We start from the raw sequence: 16450 nt of genomic DNA, 5'->3' as shown, positions 1-16450 counted from the left end.
CTCCGTTCCTCCGGGTTGCTGGTGTGTGCTGTGGCGATTCTGTTGCCGGAGATGTGGGTTCCGCCACTGCCGCCGGGCGAGCGGGCTGTTGGACTCCGGGGATGTTTCTGCTGAGTCTGCTGTTCGTCGTGGTCTGTGTGATCGCCGTCTTCGGGTTTCTCGGGTACGGCGGGCAGACCCTCGCCGGCAGTGGGATGCGGCCCGAGAACACCCCGGCCGTGTTGCGCGGGTTCGCCGGGGTCGCCGCGGCTGTCGCCTTCGGGATGTACGGGTGGGGGCTTCTCGGGGTCACCGGGGCGCTGATGGAGGCGGAGGACGGGGGGACCGATTCCGCGCCGGTGCGGCCGTGTCGTACGGGCGGCTGGCAGCAGGCGGCCGCCGGCATCGTCGACTACGAGGTGCGGTTGCTGCCGCTCGGGTTCGTGTGTGAAACCAGTGACGGGGGGACGTACCGCACCGACGACGTGCCCGGGTACGTCAATCCCGTCGTCTTCGGGTTCGGGCTCGCCGCTGCCGGGAGTGCCATCTCCTCCGCGTACGTGGTGGAGTTGCGGGCCCGGCAGCGGCGTCGGCAGCAGTCCTAGTGCGTGCCGCCCCGGGTGCCGGTGGTGCCGCCCGTGGCTCCGTTGGCCGGCTTGCGGCGCGCGGATCCGCGGGCGGCCTTGCCGGAGGCGGTGCCGTTCGCCGCGCGGACCCCGGACCGGCGGTCGGAACCGCGGCCGCCCGTGCCGGCGGAAGCGGCGCCCGTGGCACCGCCGGATCCCGTCCGGCGGGCAGCGCCGCGCCCGCCGGTCGCGGAGGTACCGCCGGATGAGCGGCTGGGTGAGTCACCGGTTGGCGTCGCCCCTGCCGTCTTCCGGGTGGAGGCACGTGACGCGGTTTCAGCCCCCTCGGCGTTTCCGCGTCGGCGGCCCGATCGCCTTCCGGGCTTGCTGCCGGGCTTCCGGTCCGGGCGGGACGCCTTCGGCGTCGCCTGCTGGGGCACCTCGATGGTGACGGCCACGCCGGAAGGCTCGCGGGCACCGGTGATGGCGGCCAGTTCGGCGTCGCTCGACGCGACGCGGGTCGCCCGGGGGCGGATGCCCGCGTCCGACATGAGCCGGGTGACGTCCCGCTTCTGGTCGGGCAGGACCAGGGTGACCACGCTGCCGGAGCCGCCGGCGCGGGCCGTGCGGCCGCCCCGGTGGAGGTAGTCCTTGTGGTCGGTGGGGGGATCGACGTTCACGACGAGGTCGAGGTCGTCGACGTGTATGCCCCGGGCCGCGACGTTCGTCGCCACCAGGGCGGTGACCTGGCCGTTCTTGAACTGCTCCAGAGTGCGGTTGCGCTGCGGCTGGGAGCGGCCTCCGTGCAGTGCCGCCGCGCGGACGCCGACGGCCAGGAGCCGCTTGGCGAGCCGGTCGGCGGACCTCTTGGTGTCGAGGAAGAGGATGACCCGGCCGTCACGGGCGGCGATGCGCGTGGTGACGGCCTTCTTGTCGGTCTCGTCCTGGACGTGGAGCACGTGGTGCTCCATGGTGGTCACCGCTCCCGCCGACGGGTCCACGGAGTGCACCACGGGGTCGGTCAGGAACCGCTGCACGAGGCGGTCGATGTTGCGGTCCAGGGTGGCCGAGAAGAGCATGCGCTGGCCGTCGGGCCGTACTCGCTGGATCAGCTTGGTGATCTGCGGCAGGAAGCCCATGTCGGTCATCTGGTCGGCCTCGTCCAGCACCGTGATGCGTACGTCGTCGAGTACGCAGTCCCCGCGTTCCACGAGGTCGTTGAGCCTGCCGGGGGTCGCCACCAGGACCTCGGTGCCGCGCCGGAGCGCACCGGCCTGCTTGGTGATGGAGAGTCCGCCGACCACGGTGGCCAGGCGGACGTTCACCGCCGTCGCGTAGGGGGTCAGCGCGTCGGTCACCTGCTGGGCGAGTTCACGGGTGGGCACCAGCACGAGGGCGAGGGGTGCCTTGGGTTCCGCGCGCAGTCCGGCCGTTCGGGCGAGGAGCGCCAGCCCGAACGCGAGGGTCTTGCCCGAACCGGTGCGCCCCCGTCCGAGCAGGTCGCGGCCGGCGAGGGAGTTGGGCAGCGTGGCGGCCTGGATGGGGAAGGGGGTGGTGACGCCCTGCGCGGTGAGGGTCTTCAGCAGCCCCGCGGGCATGTCGAGCGCGGCGAATTCCTCGACGGCGGGGAGTGCGGGTGTCGTGCTCTCCGGCAGCCGGAACTCCCTCGGCGACGACGCGGACGGTGGGGGTGACGAGGCGCGCCGGTTCGACTTCTGGGGTCTGCGGGACATGCCGTTATCTGCCTTCCTGGAAACAGCACAAACCGGGGTCCGCACCATGACGGTGCGGACCCCGGTGAGCGGAATACGCGTCCGGCGATCAGGCGGGGACGATGTTCTCCGCCTGCGGGCCCTTCTGGCCCTGCGTGACGTCGAAGGTGACCCGCTGGCCTTCCTGGAGCTCGCGGAAGCCCTGGGTCGCGATGTTCGAGTAGTGGGCGAAGACGTCGGGGCCGCCGCCGTCCTGCTCGATGAACCCGAAGCCCTTTTCAGAGTTGAACCACTTCACGGTTCCCTGTGCCATGACATTCTCCTTCTGTAGGCAGAGGCCCCATCCGGAGATGCCGGAAAACAACTAATGCGCCTGAAGGAGAAACATTCCCGTCAGGCGCACATAGGTTCATGGGTACCACAACTGCAACACCAAGACCGTAGCACAGGTCGGCCGCCCGAGGGGGATCATCGAGGCCGCGCCGGTGTCAGTTGCGGGCGGCCGAACAGCAGGGCGTAGCCCGGCGGGAGTTCGGACAGGATGCGTGTCAGCAGGTCGTCGCCGATCAGGGGCGGCAGGACACTCAGGACCGAACTGACGTCCCAGCGGGCCGTCGCGGGGGTCGCGCCCTCGATGCGGGTGGCCACCGAGTCCACGAACTCCGCGGCGGTCAGCGGACGGGTCGCCGGGATCTGGGCGGCGATCACTCTGGCCGCCTCGGTGGGGAGGGCCCGGGCCAGCTCCACCCGTTCCTCTCCGACGACGTGGCCGCCCAGGGCCGAGAGGACCGTTCGGGTGACGCGTTCCGCTTCCGCCCGGGTGGGGTACTGGCCCGCCTCCCGCACCCCGTCGATCAGCTCCGGCCAGCCGTCCGTGCCCGCGGCGAGGGGGGTGGTGGACGTGGTCCGGTCCAGTGTCGTCGTCACGGTCATCGTCGCGTTGTTCCTCCTGTCCTGCTGGGTTCCGCCGCCCCGCGGGCGTGCGGTGTCCGGGCCCGCGGGACGTTTCCGGTGAGTGGTGGTGCTCAGCAGCTCGGCCGCTCGGCGAGTGGTGGTGCTCAGCAGCTCGGCCGCTCAGCGAGTGGTGGTGCTCAACCGCTCAGCTGCTTGCGACCGCCGCTGTCGCCGCCCGTGATCGGGATGCGGCGCGGCTTGGCCGTCTCGGCCACCGGGAGACGCAGCGTGAGCACGCCGGCCTCGTACGAGGCGTCGATGCGTTCCGTGTCGAGGGTGTCGCCGAGGAAGAGCTGGCGGGTGAAGGTGCCCGTGGGGCGCTCGGCGGCGATCAGCTCCGCGTCCTCGGGGGCCGGGGAGCGGCGCTCGGCGCGGACGCTGAGGACGTTGCGTTCGACGTCCAGCTCGATCGTCTCGGGGTCGATGCCGGGGAGGTCGAAGTGGACGATGAAGTCGTCCCCGGACCGGTAGGCGTCCATCGGCATCGCGGCCGGGCGGGCGGTGCTGCCGAACACCTGCTGCGCGAGGCGGTCGAGGTCACGGAAGGGGTCGGTACGCATGAGCATCACAGGTCACTCCTTTCGCAGGCGCTGTCCGTGGTGTGCGATGCCCTACGACTTTTTATATAACTCCGGAGAGGAAACTTGACAAGCCTCGGCTCAGGTTCGGGCCCGTTTCCCGCCCCCGCGTTAGGGTCGGAGCATGGCCGACCTCTCCAGTGTTCCCAGCTCCCTCATCGCCGCGTCCGGGCTCGTCGGTGGCTACGGCGTCGCCCGCTGGACCAAGAAGCGACCGCTCGGCGGGGCCGTGCTGGCCGTCGCGGGGGCCGCGGCCGCGCAGCAGTGGCGGCAGCGGGCCGGCGGGAAGGCCGCGGGCGCGCTGACGGCCGCGTACGTCGCCGCCTTCGCCGGTTCGCACCCGCTGGCCAAGAAGGTGGGCGCCTGGCCCGCCGTGTTCGGGGTGGCCGGGGCCGTCGCCCTCGCCTCCTGGGCTGTCGCCGACCGGCAGGGCTGAGCCCGTACGCGAACGCGTGACGCGGACGCCTGACGCCGCGCCTTTGCAGGGCCCCCTTACACCGACCCTGACCTGAACGCCTTCCGGTACCCCTGCGGGCTCGTCCCCACCACCCGCCGGAAGCGTTCCCGGAAGGCCGTCGGGGAGCCGAAGCCCGCCTGGGCGGCGATGCGTTCCACCGGGTGGGACGTCGTCTCCAGCAGGTACTGGGCCCGCCGCACCCGCGCCCGGTGCAGCCACTGCAGCGGCGTCGTCCCGGTCTGTTCGCGGAACCGGCGGTTCAGGGTGCGGGTGCTCATGCCCGCCCAGCCCGCGATGTCCTCCAGCGTCAGGTCCTTGTCGCAGTTGTCCTCCAGCCAGTTCAGCAGCGGCTCGAACGTGGCGCCGGACGGGGCCGGCGGGCGGTCGTGGACGATGAACTGGGCCTGGCCGCCCTCCCGCTCCAGCGGCATCACGGACATCCGGGCGGTGTGCGCGGCTACCGCCGAGCCGTGGTCCATGCGGATCATGTGCAGGCACATGTCCAGGGCCGCCGCCGCGCCCGCCGAGGTCAGGAACTGGCCGTTGTCGACGTAGAGGACGTTCGGGTCGACCGTCACCCGCGGGTAGCGCGCCGCCAGGTCCGGTGCCGCGATCCAGTGCGTGGTCGCGCGCAGGCCGTCCAGCAGGCCCGTCGCCGCGAACAGGAACGCGCCGACGCAGACCGACGCGATGCGCGTGCCGTCGGCCGCCGCCGCGCGCAGGGCCTCCGTGACGCCCGGCGGCAGCGGGTCGGGCGGGTCCTCCACGCCTGGCAGGATGATCGTGTCCGCCTCGGCCAGCGCGTCGAGGCCGTACTGGGCCCGGATCGTGAACGAGCCCGCGTTCACCTCCTCCCGGTCCGAGCAGACCCGCACCCGGTACGCCTCCCTGCCGTCGGGCAGCCGGGCCCAGCCGAACGCGTCGATAGGGGCGGACAGGTCGAAGGGGATCACCCGGTCCAGGGCCAGTACGGCGACGGTGTGCATGGCGGGATCGTAGGGGTACGACGGTATGCCGCCAACGTGCCTGCCTTGCCCCGTGCCCTGGAGCTGCCCCTGACAGCCGGGCAGATGCCGCTGGCGAGAATCCGTTGGACCCTGGCACTATCGCCACTTCTTCGCGATCGCCGGGCCCGCCTACCGTCACCGGCGTGACCAAGTTCCTTCTCGCCGTCCACGTCATCGCCGCGATCCTCGCGATCGGGCCCGTCACCGTCGCCGCCAGCATGTTCCCGCCCGCCGCGCGCCGGGCCATGGCGTCGCCCGACGATCCGCGGGCCACCGAGACCGTGCGGCTGCTGCACCGCATCTGCCGGGTGTACGCCACGGTCGGTGTCGTCGTCCCCGTCTTCGGGTTCGCCACCGCGAGCAGCATGGGCGTCCTCGGCGACGCCTGGCTGATCGTGTCCATCGCGCTGACCGCGCTCGCCGCGCTGGTCCTGGTGGCCCTGGTGCTGCCCCGGCAGAGCGCGCTGCTCGAAGCGGGCGGCGGCAGCAGCGGCGTCGCCGGTGACGGGGCTGGTGACGGGGCCGGTGACGGGTCTCGGGAGGCGACCATGCGGCTCGCCATGTTCACCGGGATCTTCAACGCGCTGTGGGCGGTGGTGACCGTGCTGATGATCGTACGACCGGGGTCCACGACCGGGGCCTAGGGGGTGTCTCGCACGGCGGGGCTTACGGCGTGACCGTCCCCGACCGCACCCCCACCGCCGGGGACTTCTCCTCCGTGGCCGACAGCGGCAGCGCGATGTCCTCCAGGGAGCGGCGTTCCGCCTTCACCGCCAGGAAGGCCGCGACCAGGCCGGCGGCGCACATCAGGCCGGCGCCGATCTGGAAGGCGAGGACGGTGTCGCCGACCACGCCGGACTCGGTGAGGTCGGCGAAGAGCAGGGGGCCGCTGATGCCGCCGGCGGCGGTGCCGAGGGCGTAGAAGAAGGCGATGGCCATCGCGCGGGTCTCCATGGGGAAGATCTCGGAGACCGTCAGGTACGCGCTGGACGCGCCCGCGGAGGCGAAGAACAGCACCACGCACCAGCAGGCCGTCATGGTCGCGGCGGTCAGCGCGCCGCGGTCGAAGAGCCAGGCGGTGCCGAACAGCAGCAGGCCGGAGAGCAGGTAGGTGCCGGAGATCATGATCCGGCGGCCGACCGTGTCGAAGAGCTTGCCGAGGACCAGGGGGCCGAGGAAGTTGCCGGCCGCGATGACGGCGAAGTAGTAGCCGGTGTGGCCGGTCGGCACGTCGAAGAAGGTGATGAGGATGGCGCCGAAGCCGAAGGTGATGGCGTTGTAGAGGAACGCCTGGCCGATGAAGAGGGACAGGCCGAGGACCGCGCGGCGGGGGTACTTGCCGAAGACGGTCTTGGCGATCAGGCCGAAGCCGATGCTCTTGCGCTGGTGGATGGTGATCTCACCGGCGGGCGGCGGCAGCTTCTCACCCTTCTCCTGCTCGATCTCCCGTTCGACGGAGGTGACGAGTTCCTCGGCGTCGTCGCCCTTGCCGTGGATGAACTGCCAGCGCGGGCTCTCCGGCACGTGCCGCCGGACCAGCAGGATGACCAGGCCCAGGACGACGCCGAGCGCGAAGCTGAGCCGCCAGCCGAGGTCCTTGGGGAAGATGTCGGTGTCCAGCATCACGATGGACAGCAGCGAGCCGCCGATCGCGCCCAGCCAGTAGCTGCCGTTGATGATCAGGTCGACGCGTCCCCGGTACTTGGACGGGATCAGCTCGTCGATCGCGGAGTTGATGGCCGCGTACTCGCCGCCGATGCCGAAGCCGGTGAGGAACCGGAAGAGGAAGAACCACCAGGTCTCGAAGGACACCGCGGTCAACGCGGTCGCCGCCAGATAGACGGCGAGCGTCGCCATGAACAGCTTCTTGCGGCCGTAGCGGTCGGTGAGCCAGCCGAAGAACAGCGCGCCCGAGCAGGCTCCCGCCACATAGAGCGCGGCGGCCATGCCGGTGACCTGGGCGGCCGAGATGTCCAGGCCGCTGCCTTCCTCGGCGATACGGCCGGCCACGTTGCCGACGATGGTGACTTCCAGGCCGTCCAGGATCCAGACGGTGCCGAGACCGATGACGATCATCCAGTGCCAGCGTGACCAGGGAAGTCTGTCCAAGCGGGCGGGGACGGCGGTGGTGACGGTACCGACGGACACGGGCTCCTCCTCGTCGAGTCGGCCGACCGGACGCCGCGACCGGCGAAAAGGCCGCGACAGTTTCAGCCGAGTGCCCCGTCAACCGCGCTTTTACGCCCCCAGTGCCCGCGACACCGTGTAGATCAGCAGGCCCGCCAGGGAGCCCACCACCGTGCCGTTGATGCGGATGAACTGCAGGTCACGGCCGATGTGCGCCTCGATCTTCCGCGTGGTGTGCTCGGCGTCCCAGCTCGCCACGGTGTCGGTGATCAGGGAGGTGATCTCCTTGCGGTAGGTGGTGACGACGTGCACCGCCGCACCCTCGATCCAGCCGTCGACCTTGCTCTGGTGCTTGGGGTCCACCGCCAGCCGGGCGCCCAGGGACAGCAGGGAGGCCCGGACCCGCAGCCGCAGCTCGCTGCGCTCGTCCTCGGCCGCGGAGACGATCATGGCCCGTACGGCCGTCCAGGCGGACGCGATCAGGTCCTGGACCTCGCCGCGCCCCAGCACCTCCCCCTTCAGCCGCTCCACCCGGGCCCGGGTGTCGGTGTCGGACTGGAGGTCGGAGGCGAAGTCGGTGAGGAAGCGGTCGAGGGCGCCGCGCGCGGGGTGGCCGGGCATGTCGCGCATCTCGGCGCAGAACCGCAGCAGCTCCTTGTAGACCCGCTCGCCGACCTTGCGGTCGACGAACCGCGGGGTCCAGCCGGGCGCGCCGCCCTGCACGGCGTCCATGACGTCGTCGCCGTGCAGGACCAGCCAGTCGTGGGCCCGGGTCACCACCAGGTCGACGACGCGTCTGTGGCCGCCGTCGGCGACGACCCGCTCCAGCATCTTGCCGATGCCGGGCGCGATCTCCTGGGCCTCGGCGCGCCGGGTGATCGCCTCGCCGACCACGGCCTGCACGTCGGAGTCGCGCAGCACGGTCAGCGCGCCGCGCAGTGCGGTCGCCAGCTCGGCGGTGACCCGGTCGGCGTTGGCGGGTTCGGCGAGCCAGGTGCCGAGGCGGCTGCCGATGCCGACGGCGCGCAGCCGCTGCCGTACGACCGCCTCGGAGAGGAAGTTCTCGCCGACGAACTCGCCGAGGGACACCCCCAGCTGGTCTTTCTTGTTGGGGATGATCGCGGTGTGCGGGATGGGCAGGCCGAGGGGGTGGCGGAAGAGGGCGGTGACGGCGAACCAGTCGGCGAGCGCGCCGACCATGCCGGCCTCGGCGGCGGCGGCGACATAGCCCGCCCAGGCGCCGGCGCCGTGGTGGGAGGCCACCTTGGCGAGGACGTAGATCAGCGCGACGAGCAGCAGCAGGCCGGCCGCGGTGAGCTTCATCCGGCGTACGCCGCGTTGCTTCTCCTCGTCGGCGGCGCTGAAGGTGGTCATGGCGCGGGCGGCGGAGGCGGGGACGCCGGCGGCGGTGGCCGCCTGCCCTGCCGGGCCCGCCCCTGCCACTTCTTCGGTCTCTTCGGTTTCTTCCGGTTTCGTGCGATCCATCCGCTCCACCCGTTCCCGATGCCCCGCTATGACATTGTCCCTTCCTGACCTACTCCTGGAACGGAACAAGAGTTCCCGGCGTCTGTCCGGTCGGGGAAACGTACGCGTGAACGCCATTGGCCCAAAGGGGGGTCCCGTTCAACCGCCCCCCGCCTCATGACGCATCATGAGGTGATCACATCGGAGCCTCGGGGGCTCCGCACGCCCGAGGAGACCCACACCCGCATGACCAGGCGTCACGGTTATGCCCTGCTCGCCGCGATCACCGCCCTGATCGTGGCCCTTTCCACCGCGATATACGTCGGCGTCTCGTCCGATGACGGCACCGGCCGGCAGACCGTCGCCGCCGGACGCGCCCCGCGCAACTCCGCCGCACCCGCCTCCACCGGCACCTGGGTCGGCTCCTGGTCGGCGTCGCCGGCGGCGGCCGAGCCCGGCACGGAGACCACGGGACTGGCGAACCGCTCGGTGCGCAACGTCGTGCACGCGAGCGTCGGAGGGACGAGTGCCCGTATCACGCTGTCCAATCTCTACGGCCAGCGCCCGCTGACCATCACCCACGCCTCGATCGCCCTCGCCGCCGCCGACGACAGCGCGGCGGCCCTGCCGGAGTCGATGCGGCGGCTGACGTTCAACGGCGACACCACGGTGATCGTCCCGGCCGGCGGGCAGGTGCTCAGCGACGCGGTCACCCTCCGCGTCCCGCACGACAGCGACGTCCTGGTCACCACCTACTCCCCCACCTCCTCCGGCCCCGTCACCCACCACCCGCACGCCCGGCAGATCTCCTACGCCGCCGAGGGCGACCTCACCGAGGACGTCACCGGCACGGGCTACACCGAGCAGGTGGAGTACTGGCGCTACCTGACCGCGCTGGACGTGCTGAGCAACGAGTCCGACGGGACCGTCGTCGCCCTCGGCGACTCCCTCACCGACGGCATCACCTCCACCGAGGGCGCCAACCTCCGCTATACGGACGTCCTTTCGCAGCGCATCCGCGACGCCCTCGCCGACCGGCGGGACGTGCCCCGCTACAGCGTCGTCAACCAGGGCATCAGCGGCAACCGGGTCCTCGACGACGGCCTGGGCCGCCCCGCCGACAACCCCAGCGGGCTGAACCGCTTCTCCCGCGACGTCCTCGGCCGCACCAACGTCAAGATCGTCGTCATCGACCTGGGCGTCAACGACATCCTGCGCAACCCGCAGCTCGCCGACCCGGAAGAGATCGTCGACGGCCTGCGCACCCTGGTCCGCCAGGCCCACGCCCGCGGCATCAAGGTCATCGGCGCCACCCTGATGCCCTTCTACGGCCACCGCGGCTACACCGACGCCCGCGAGGCGGTGCGCCAGGAGATCAACGCGGAGATCCGCTCCGGCTCGGTCTACGACGCGGTCGCCGACTTCGACCAGGCGCTGCGCGACCCGTACGACCCCCGCCGCCTGCGCTCCGACTACGACTCGGGCGACCACCTCCACCCCAGCGACAAGGGCTACGCACGGATGGCGGAGGCGATCGACCTGGACGACCTGAAGGGCGCGGCCCCGGCACGGCTGTAACCCCGGCACGGCCGCGGGAGCCCGGCGACGGCCCCAAAAGGGGCGTCTCAGTCCTCCAGCTCCCCGCGCCCCGCCCGGCGCTCCAGCTTCTCCTGGCGGCGCTCCTCCTTCAGCCGCTTCCGCTCGGCCCGCGGCAGCTTGCGCTCGACGCCGACGCCGCCCCAGAAGGCGAACCCGGAGACGATCACGCGCGGGGCGCCGGGATCGCCCGGCACCCCCTCCTCGCTGTGGTCGAAGCCGCCCATGAGCCCGAAGCCGCGCACCTCGACCTCGACCCCCGGCGGCACGACGATGTTCATACCGCCCATGATCATCACGCAGTTGATCCGCACCTCGCCCGCCGCGAAGTTCGCCTCGCGCAGATCGAGCTCGCCGCCGCCCCAGAAGGCGAAGCAGGTGAAGGCGCGCGGCACGGTCCAGCGCCCCTTGCGCTGGAAACCGGACATCACGGCGACCGCCGCCCGCGACGTGCCCTCGCCGCCGACGATCCGGCCGGCCCAACTCCCGCCGCCCGCCGCGTCCTTCGCGAGCGGCACGGAGGGAGCGGCGACCCCGGCGACCGGCAGATCCCGGGTGATCGGGGCCAGTTCCCCGTACGTCCGCGCCCGGTACGTCGCGTCCAGCCGCTCCTCGAACTCCGCCATGTCGAGCCGGCCCTCCGCGACGGCGTCCCGCAGGACCTCGGCGACTCGTTCACGATCGGCGTCGGAGGCGCGCAGCTCCGGGGCATCGTCGGTCATACACAGCAGCCTACGTACTCGCCCCGCGCCGCACTACGCGCTCGCCCGCTCCTCGTACATCTTCGCGATCACCGCCTCGATGTCGGGCTCCCGCACCGACAGGTCGACCAGCGGGTAGTCCTGCGCGATCCGCGCCACCAGCGGCGCCGCCGACTGGGCCGCCGGGAAGGCGAGCCACTGCCGGGGCCCCTCCACGCGGACCACCCGGGCGGGCGGCGGCGCGTCGATCGGCGGGAGTTCCCGCTCCAGGTCCACGACGAGGGTCCGTTCGCTCTCGCCCGCCTCGTGCAGGCCGGTGAGCGGGCCGTCGTACATGAGCCGGCCGTGGTCGATGACCATCACCCGGGAGCACAACTGCTCGATGTCCTGGAGGTCGTGCGTGGTCAGCAGCACGGTGGTGCCGCGCTCGGCGTTCAGGTCCCGCAGGAAGTCCCGCACCTTCGCCTTGGAGACGACGTCGAGGCCGATCGTCGGCTCGTCCAGGTACAGCACCTCCGGGTCGTGCAGCAGCGCCGCCGCGATGTCGCCGCGCATCCGCTGGCCGAGGGAGAGCTGCCGCACCGGCACGTCCAACAGCTCGCCCAGCTGGAGGAGTTCGACGCAGCGGTCGAGGTTGGCGCGGTAACGGGCGTCGGGGATGCGGTACATGCGGTGCATCAGCCGGTAGGAGTCGATCAGCGGCAGGTCCCACCACAGCGTCGTACGCTGCCCGAACACCACCCCGATCCGGTGCGCGAGCCGCGACCGCTCCCGGGACGGGTCGATGCCCGCGACCCGCAGCCGGCCGCCGCTCGGCGTCAGGATCCCGGTCAGCATCTTGATCGTCGTCGACTTTCCGGCGCCGTTCGGCCCGATGTACCCGACCATCTCGCCGCGCGGCACGGTGAAGGAGATCGAGTCCACGGCCCGCACCTCCCGCCGCTCCCGCTTGAGGAAGCCGGTCTTCCTGCGCACGTCGAAGACCTTCTCGACGCGGTCCACCTCGATGAAGGCACCGTCCATGGCCGTCATGGGCTTCACGGCTTTCATGGGCTTCATGGGTTCCATGGGCTCCTCAGCTCCCCGTGCTCCGATACGTCCGCAGCCCCGCCCGCCACGCGAGCCCCGCCAGCGCCCCGCACGCCACCGCCACCAGCGGCGGCGTGAACGCCACCCACTGCGGCAGCCCCAGCGGATACGGCTGGTCCAGGACGTACGCGGCGGGCAGCCAGTTCACGAAGGCCAGCGGCAGGACGAAGGTCACCCCGCGCACCAGCTCCTTGCCGAAGATCGTCGGCGGGTACTGCAGCAGCGTGGTGCCGCCGTAGGTGAACGCGTTCTGCGCCTCCGACGCGTCCTGCGCCACGAACTGGAACGCCGCGCCCGCCACGAACACCGCGCAGAAGATCCCCGCCCCGCTGACCAGCATCACCGGCATCAGCAGCAGCTTCGGCACGGACCAGTCGATGTCGACCGTCCACAGCGCGTAGCCCAGCACCAGCGCGCCCTGGGTGACCCGGCCGAGACGGCGCAGCCCGAAACGGTCGGCGGCGACCTGGGCGAGCACCGGCGCCGGCCGCACCAGCAGGGTGTCGAGGGTGCCGTCGCGCACCCGCCGGCCCAGCCGGTCCATCGAGCCGATCGCCAGGTCGGCCAGGCCGAAGGAGACGCTGGACAGGCCGTAGAGGAAGGCGACCTCGGGCAGCGCGTAGCCGCCGAGCGCGTCCACCCGGGAGAACATCAGCAGGATCGCCACGAAGTCCAGCGCGGTCGCCGCGAAGTTGCCGAAGGTGGTCATGACGAAGGACGCCCGGTAGGCCATCGTGGAGCGGATCCACATCGCGGCGATCATCCGGTAGGCGCGCAGCCCGTCGAGCACCCGGCTCTCCCCGGCGCCCCGCGCCGGCACCGCGCTCTCCCGCACCCGGCTGTCACCCACCCTGCACCACCACCCGCCGCGTCGCCGCCGACTGCACCAGCCGCCCCGCCGCCAGCAGCGCCACCGCCCACGCCGCCTGGAAGGCGAACACCGGCAGCGGATCCGCCTTGCCGAGCAGGACGTCGGCGGGCGCCTGGAGCAGCGACGACCAGGGCAGCGCCCGTACGACCTCCCCCAGCTCCCCCGGGAACACGTTCAGCGGCAGCAGCATCCCCGAGCAGAAGACACCGGCGAGCCACGCCATCTGCACCACACCCGTGCCGTCCATCAGCCAGAACGCGCTCAGCGCCACGAGGTACCGGATCCCGAAGCTGACCAGCATGCCCAGCGCCACGGCCACCACGAACGCCACCCAGGCCAGCGGATCACCCGGCAGGGCGACCTCGAACACCAGCGCCCCGGACGCGAACGGCAGCACGCCCCGCCCGAGCAGCTGGAACCCGGCCCGGCCCAGGTCCGCGGCGAGCCACCACGCCTGCAGGTCGGCCGGCCGGTACAGGTCGATCGCGACATCACCCGTACGGATGCGCTCCATCAGCTCGTCCTCGAAGCCACCGCCTCCGATCGCGACGGCCGCCAGCAGCGCCTGCCCCAGCCACACATAGGTGACGGCCTGCGCCTGGTCGTACCCGCCGAGCTGCGGTCTTTCGTCCCACAGGGCCAGGTAGGTGTAGACGAGAACCAGCCCGAAGACGGTGTTCGTGAAGACCCCGGCGGCCGTCGCCGCCCGATACGTCGCGTACCGTCGAAAACCCCCGGCTGCGACGGCCGCGTACAACCGTCCCGCACCCACGCCAACCGCCTCCAGGCCCGCCCGACACGAAGCGCAGGAGCCTAGCGGGCGGCCGACCGGGCTGTCAGGCGAATTCCGCCGCGACAGGTGCGGCGATCCGGGAACGGAACGCGCGGTGCGAGAGTCTCTATCGGGGGGCGCAGAAGACGTACGAGGCGTACGACAACGTACGCGGCTAAAACAGGAGTCCGTGCACGACATGAGCGACGAGCCGCAGGCGCAGCAGCCGACCGAGGGCGGGCCGGGGGGCGAGAAGGCCAAGAAGCCCAGGCGCACCGGCTGGCGCCGGATCATCCCCACCTGGCGGATGGTGCTCGGTACCTTCGTGATCGGCCTCCTGCTGCTGGCGGGCCTGTTCTTCCTCGGCTACTCGCTGGTCAAGATCCCGCCGGCCAACGCCCTCGCCGTCAAGCAGAGCAACGTCTACCTCTACGCCGACGGCACCGTGCTCGCCCGCGACGGCGAGGTCAACCGGGAGAACGTCACCCTCGGCCAGATCTCCAAGGACGCCCAGCACGCCGTGCTGGCCGCCGAGGACCGCGACTTCTACTCCGAGTCCGCCGTCGACCCCAAGGCGATGCTGCGGGCCGGCTGGAACACCGCCACCGGCAAGGGCAAGCAGTCCGGCTCCACCATCACCCAGCAGTACGTGAAGAACTACTACCTGGCCCAGGAGCAGACCCTGACCCGCAAGGCGAAGGAGTTCTTCATCGCGATCAAGCTGGACCGCGAGAAGAGCAAGGACGACATCCTCCAGGGCTACCTCAACACCAGCTACTTCGGCCGCAACGCCTACGGCATCCAGGCCGCCGCCCAGGCCTACTACGGCGTCGACGCCACCGAACTCGACGCGGCCAAGGGCGCCTACCTCGCGGCACTGCTGAACGCGCCCAGCGAATACGACGTGGTCGCCCACCCGCAGAACCGGAAGGCCGCCGAGGCCCGCTGGAACTACGTGCTGGACGGCATGGTCAAGGAGGGCTGGCTGACGGAGTCCAAGCGGGCCGGGATGAAGTTCCCGATGCCGAAGGAGACCACCGTCTCCACCGGCCTGTCCGGGCAGCGCGGCTACGTCGTGCGGATCGCGCAGGACTACCTGATCGAGAACGGCATCGTCGACGCGGACGCCCTCGACGCGGGCGGCTACCGCATCACCACCACCCTGGAGAAGCCCCGGCAGGACGCCTTCGTCAAGGCCGTCAACGACCAGCTGATGGACAAGCTGGACAAGAAGAACAACAAGGTCGACACCTACGTCCGCGCGGGCGGCGCCGCCGTCGACCCGCAGACCGGCAAGGTCGTGGCGATGTACAACGGCATCGACTACGTCAAGCAGTACACGCCGAACGCCACCCGCCGCGACTTCCAGGTCGGCTCCACCTTCAAGCCGTTCGTGTTCACCTCCGCCGCCGAGAACGACTCCACCACCCAGGACGGCCGCCCCATCACCCCGAACACGATCTACGACGGCACCAGCGAGCGCCCCGTCCAGGGCTGGGACGGCGGCCACTACGCCCCCGAGAACGAGGACCACTACGACTACGGCGACATCACCGTCCGCGAGGCCACCGACAAGTCCGTGAACTCGGTGTACGCGCAGATGGCCGTCGACGTCGGCTCCGACAAGGTCAAGCAGACCGCGATCGACCTCGGCCTGCCGAAGGACACCCCCGAACTGCACGCCGGCCCGTCCATCGCGCTCGGCACGGCCACGGCCAGCGTCCTCGACATGGCGGAGGCGTACGCCACCCTCGCCAACCACGGCGAGCACGGCACGTACACCATGATCGAGAAGGTCACCAAGGACGGCGCCGACGTCCGGCTCCCCGAGCGCAAGACCCACCAGGCGATCAGCCGCGCCGCCGCCGACACCACCACCTCGATCCTCCAGAGCGTCGTCGAGAACGGCACCGCGACCGCCGCGCAGGCCGCCGGCCGCCCCGCCGCAGGCAAGACCGGCACCGCCGAGGAGGACACCGCCGCCTGGTTCGCGGGCTACACCCCCGACCTGGCCACCGTCGTCGCCGTCATGGGCCAGGACCCGGTCACCGCCGCGCACAAGTCGCTGTACGGCGCGATGGGCGAACCGCGCATCAACGGCGGCGGCGCACCCGCCGACATCTGGGCGCAGTTCACCAAGGACGCCCTCGAGGGCACCCCGGTCCGCGACTTCAGCCTGACGCTCCAGGACGGCGCCGAGGAATGGGTCTACCCGAGCGTCCCGCCCGCCTCCCCGGACCCGAGCACCAGCGAGCCCACCGACGAGACCAGCGACGAGCCCGACGACACCGAGGGACCGACCGAGGGCCAGACGCAGGGCGGCACGACGGACGGCGGCACCACCGGCGACGGCGGCACGACCACCGACGGCGGCACCACCGGCGACACGACGACCGGCGGCACCCCCACCGACGGCGGCACGGCCACGGACGGCGGCACCACCACCGACGGCGGCACCACCGGCGACACGACGACCGGCGGCACCGCGGACGGCGGCACCACCGGCGACACCGACGGCGGGGTGGTGGCCGGGACGGCCGCGGGGGCGACGGGCGGAACCCGCAGGCAGTGAGCAGC

The 16450-nt window shown here is 71.6% G+C and carries 16 protein-coding genes; 5 read left to right on the top strand and 11 right to left on the bottom strand.

What is annotated here, in order from left to right; translation table 11 throughout:
* Positions 1-101 precede the first annotated feature (101 nt).
* Complete coding sequence (locus ACSU6L_RS23175) at positions 102-584, top strand: hypothetical protein (RefSeq protein ID WP_437059646.1); 483 nt, start codon at positions 102-104, stop codon at positions 582-584.
* On the opposite strand, the gene ACSU6L_RS23170 is transcribed toward ACSU6L_RS23175, so the two are convergent.
* The 4 genes from ACSU6L_RS23170 to ACSU6L_RS23155 all read right to left on the bottom strand — a co-directional run bounded on the left by ACSU6L_RS23170 (position 581) and on the right by ACSU6L_RS23155 (position 3777).
* Positions 581-2278, bottom strand: coding sequence for a DEAD/DEAH box helicase (locus ACSU6L_RS23170; protein WP_437059644.1), 1698 nt, complete (start codon positions 2276-2278; stop codon positions 581-583). The genes ACSU6L_RS23175 and ACSU6L_RS23170 overlap by 4 nt on opposite strands.
* An 88-nt stretch (positions 2279-2366) precedes the next feature.
* Positions 2367-2570 carry a cold-shock protein gene (locus tag ACSU6L_RS23165; protein WP_031013754.1) on the bottom strand — a complete coding sequence of 68 codons (204 nt, stop codon included), beginning with the start codon at positions 2568-2570 and terminating at the stop codon, positions 2367-2369.
* Between the two features lie 155 nt (positions 2571-2725).
* Positions 2726-3190 (bottom strand): DUF2267 domain-containing protein, encoded by a 465-nt coding sequence (locus ACSU6L_RS23160; RefSeq protein ID WP_437059642.1) that lies wholly within the window; start codon positions 3188-3190, stop codon positions 2726-2728.
* 158 nt (positions 3191-3348) lie between these two features.
* A complete protein-coding gene (locus ACSU6L_RS23155; RefSeq protein ID WP_437059640.1) occupies positions 3349-3777 on the bottom strand; it encodes an Hsp20/alpha crystallin family protein in 429 nt (142 codons plus the stop codon).
* Positions 3778-3913: 136 nt separating this feature from the next.
* Between ACSU6L_RS23155 and ACSU6L_RS23150 the strand changes: the two genes are divergently transcribed.
* Complete coding sequence (locus tag ACSU6L_RS23150; protein ID WP_437059638.1) at positions 3914-4225, top strand: hypothetical protein; 312 nt, start codon at positions 3914-3916, stop codon at positions 4223-4225.
* Between the two features lie 56 nt (positions 4226-4281).
* On the opposite strand, the gene ACSU6L_RS23145 is transcribed toward ACSU6L_RS23150, so the two are convergent.
* Complete coding sequence (locus ACSU6L_RS23145; protein ID WP_437059636.1) at positions 4282-5232, bottom strand: GlxA family transcriptional regulator; 951 nt, start codon at positions 5230-5232, stop codon at positions 4282-4284.
* Positions 5233-5396: 164 nt separating this feature from the next.
* Between ACSU6L_RS23145 and ACSU6L_RS23140 the strand changes: the two genes are divergently transcribed.
* Entirely contained in the window at positions 5397-5897 is a 501-nt protein-coding gene (locus tag ACSU6L_RS23140; protein WP_437059634.1) for a hypothetical protein, read from the top strand.
* A gap of 22 nt (positions 5898-5919) precedes the next feature.
* Here ACSU6L_RS23140 and ACSU6L_RS23135 read toward each other — a convergent pair whose 3' ends face one another.
* Positions 5920-7401, bottom strand: coding sequence for an MFS transporter (locus ACSU6L_RS23135; protein WP_437059632.1), 1482 nt, complete (start codon positions 7399-7401; stop codon positions 5920-5922).
* A 90-nt stretch (positions 7402-7491) separates the two neighbouring features.
* Positions 7492-8865: a DUF445 domain-containing protein gene (locus ACSU6L_RS23130; protein WP_437059630.1), complete on the bottom strand. Its 1374-nt coding sequence runs from the start codon at positions 8863-8865 to the stop codon at positions 7492-7494.
* A 225-nt stretch (positions 8866-9090) separates the two neighbouring features.
* On the opposite strand from ACSU6L_RS23130, the gene ACSU6L_RS23125 reads away from it, so the two are divergent.
* A complete protein-coding gene (locus ACSU6L_RS23125; protein ID WP_437059628.1) occupies positions 9091-10422 on the top strand; it encodes an SGNH/GDSL hydrolase family protein in 1332 nt (443 codons plus the stop codon).
* A 47-nt stretch (positions 10423-10469) separates the two neighbouring features.
* Here ACSU6L_RS23125 and ACSU6L_RS23120 read toward each other — a convergent pair whose 3' ends face one another.
* Genes ACSU6L_RS23120 through ACSU6L_RS23105 form a run of 4 tightly spaced genes read right to left on the bottom strand, consistent with a single transcriptional unit; the run spans position 10470 to position 13873 of the window.
* Positions 10470-11162, bottom strand: coding sequence for a DUF1707 SHOCT-like domain-containing protein (locus ACSU6L_RS23120; RefSeq protein WP_437059626.1), 693 nt, complete (start codon positions 11160-11162; stop codon positions 10470-10472).
* A gap of 33 nt (positions 11163-11195) precedes the next feature.
* On the bottom strand, positions 11196-12209 hold the full coding sequence (locus tag ACSU6L_RS23115; protein ID WP_437059624.1) for an ABC transporter ATP-binding protein: 1014 nt from the start codon (positions 12207-12209) through the stop codon (positions 11196-11198).
* Between the two features lie 7 nt (positions 12210-12216).
* Positions 12217-13080 (bottom strand): ABC transporter permease, encoded by an 864-nt coding sequence (locus tag ACSU6L_RS23110; RefSeq protein ID WP_437059622.1) that lies wholly within the window; start codon positions 13078-13080, stop codon positions 12217-12219.
* Positions 13073-13873 (bottom strand): ABC transporter permease, encoded by an 801-nt coding sequence (locus ACSU6L_RS23105; RefSeq protein WP_437059620.1) that lies wholly within the window; start codon positions 13871-13873, stop codon positions 13073-13075. Before ACSU6L_RS23105 ends, ACSU6L_RS23110 begins: the two co-directional genes overlap by 8 nt.
* A gap of 199 nt (positions 13874-14072) precedes the next feature.
* Here ACSU6L_RS23105 and ACSU6L_RS23100 point away from each other — a divergent pair, with 199 nt between their 5' ends.
* Complete coding sequence (locus tag ACSU6L_RS23100; RefSeq protein ID WP_437059618.1) at positions 14073-16445, top strand: transglycosylase domain-containing protein; 2373 nt, start codon at positions 14073-14075, stop codon at positions 16443-16445.
* Positions 16446-16450 lie beyond the last annotated feature (5 nt).

Source organism: Streptomyces sp. enrichment culture, from assembly GCF_964272855.1.
Classification (GTDB): domain Bacteria; phylum Actinomycetota; class Actinomycetes; order Streptomycetales; family Streptomycetaceae; genus Streptomyces.
Note: the sequence above shows the minus strand (reverse complement) of the source record. Positions and strands in the feature narration are given on the sequence as shown.

Excerpts from the sequence above, each read along its gene's own strand:
- ACSU6L_RS23120 (WP_437059626.1), bottom strand. The coding sequence starts at position 11,162 with ATGACCGACGATGCCCCGGAGCTGCGCGCCTCCGACGCCGATCGTGAA.
- ACSU6L_RS23165 (WP_031013754.1), bottom strand. The coding sequence starts at position 2,570 with ATGGCACAGGGAACCGTGAAGTGGTTCAACTCTGAAAAGGGCTTCGGG.
- ACSU6L_RS23155 (WP_437059640.1), bottom strand. The coding sequence starts at position 3,777 with ATGCTCATGCGTACCGACCCCTTCCGTGACCTCGACCGCCTCGCGCAG.
- ACSU6L_RS23130 (WP_437059630.1), bottom strand. The coding sequence starts at position 8,865 with ATGGATCGCACGAAACCGGAAGAAACCGAAGAGACCGAAGAAGTGGCA.
- ACSU6L_RS23150 (WP_437059638.1), top strand. The coding sequence starts at position 3,914 with ATGGCCGACCTCTCCAGTGTTCCCAGCTCCCTCATCGCCGCGTCCGGG.
- ACSU6L_RS23100 (WP_437059618.1), top strand. The coding sequence starts at position 14,073 with ATGAGCGACGAGCCGCAGGCGCAGCAGCCGACCGAGGGCGGGCCGGGG.
- ACSU6L_RS23115 (WP_437059624.1), bottom strand. The coding sequence starts at position 12,209 with ATGGAACCCATGAAGCCCATGAAAGCCGTGAAGCCCATGACGGCCATG.
- ACSU6L_RS23160 (WP_437059642.1), bottom strand. The coding sequence starts at position 3,190 with ATGACCGTGACGACGACACTGGACCGGACCACGTCCACCACCCCCCTC.
- ACSU6L_RS23125 (WP_437059628.1), top strand. The coding sequence starts at position 9,091 with ATGACCAGGCGTCACGGTTATGCCCTGCTCGCCGCGATCACCGCCCTG.
- ACSU6L_RS23175 (WP_437059646.1), top strand. The coding sequence starts at position 102 with ATGTTTCTGCTGAGTCTGCTGTTCGTCGTGGTCTGTGTGATCGCCGTC.
- ACSU6L_RS23145 (WP_437059636.1), bottom strand. The coding sequence starts at position 5,232 with ATGCACACCGTCGCCGTACTGGCCCTGGACCGGGTGATCCCCTTCGAC.
- ACSU6L_RS23170 (WP_437059644.1), bottom strand. The coding sequence starts at position 2,278 with ATGTCCCGCAGACCCCAGAAGTCGAACCGGCGCGCCTCGTCACCCCCA.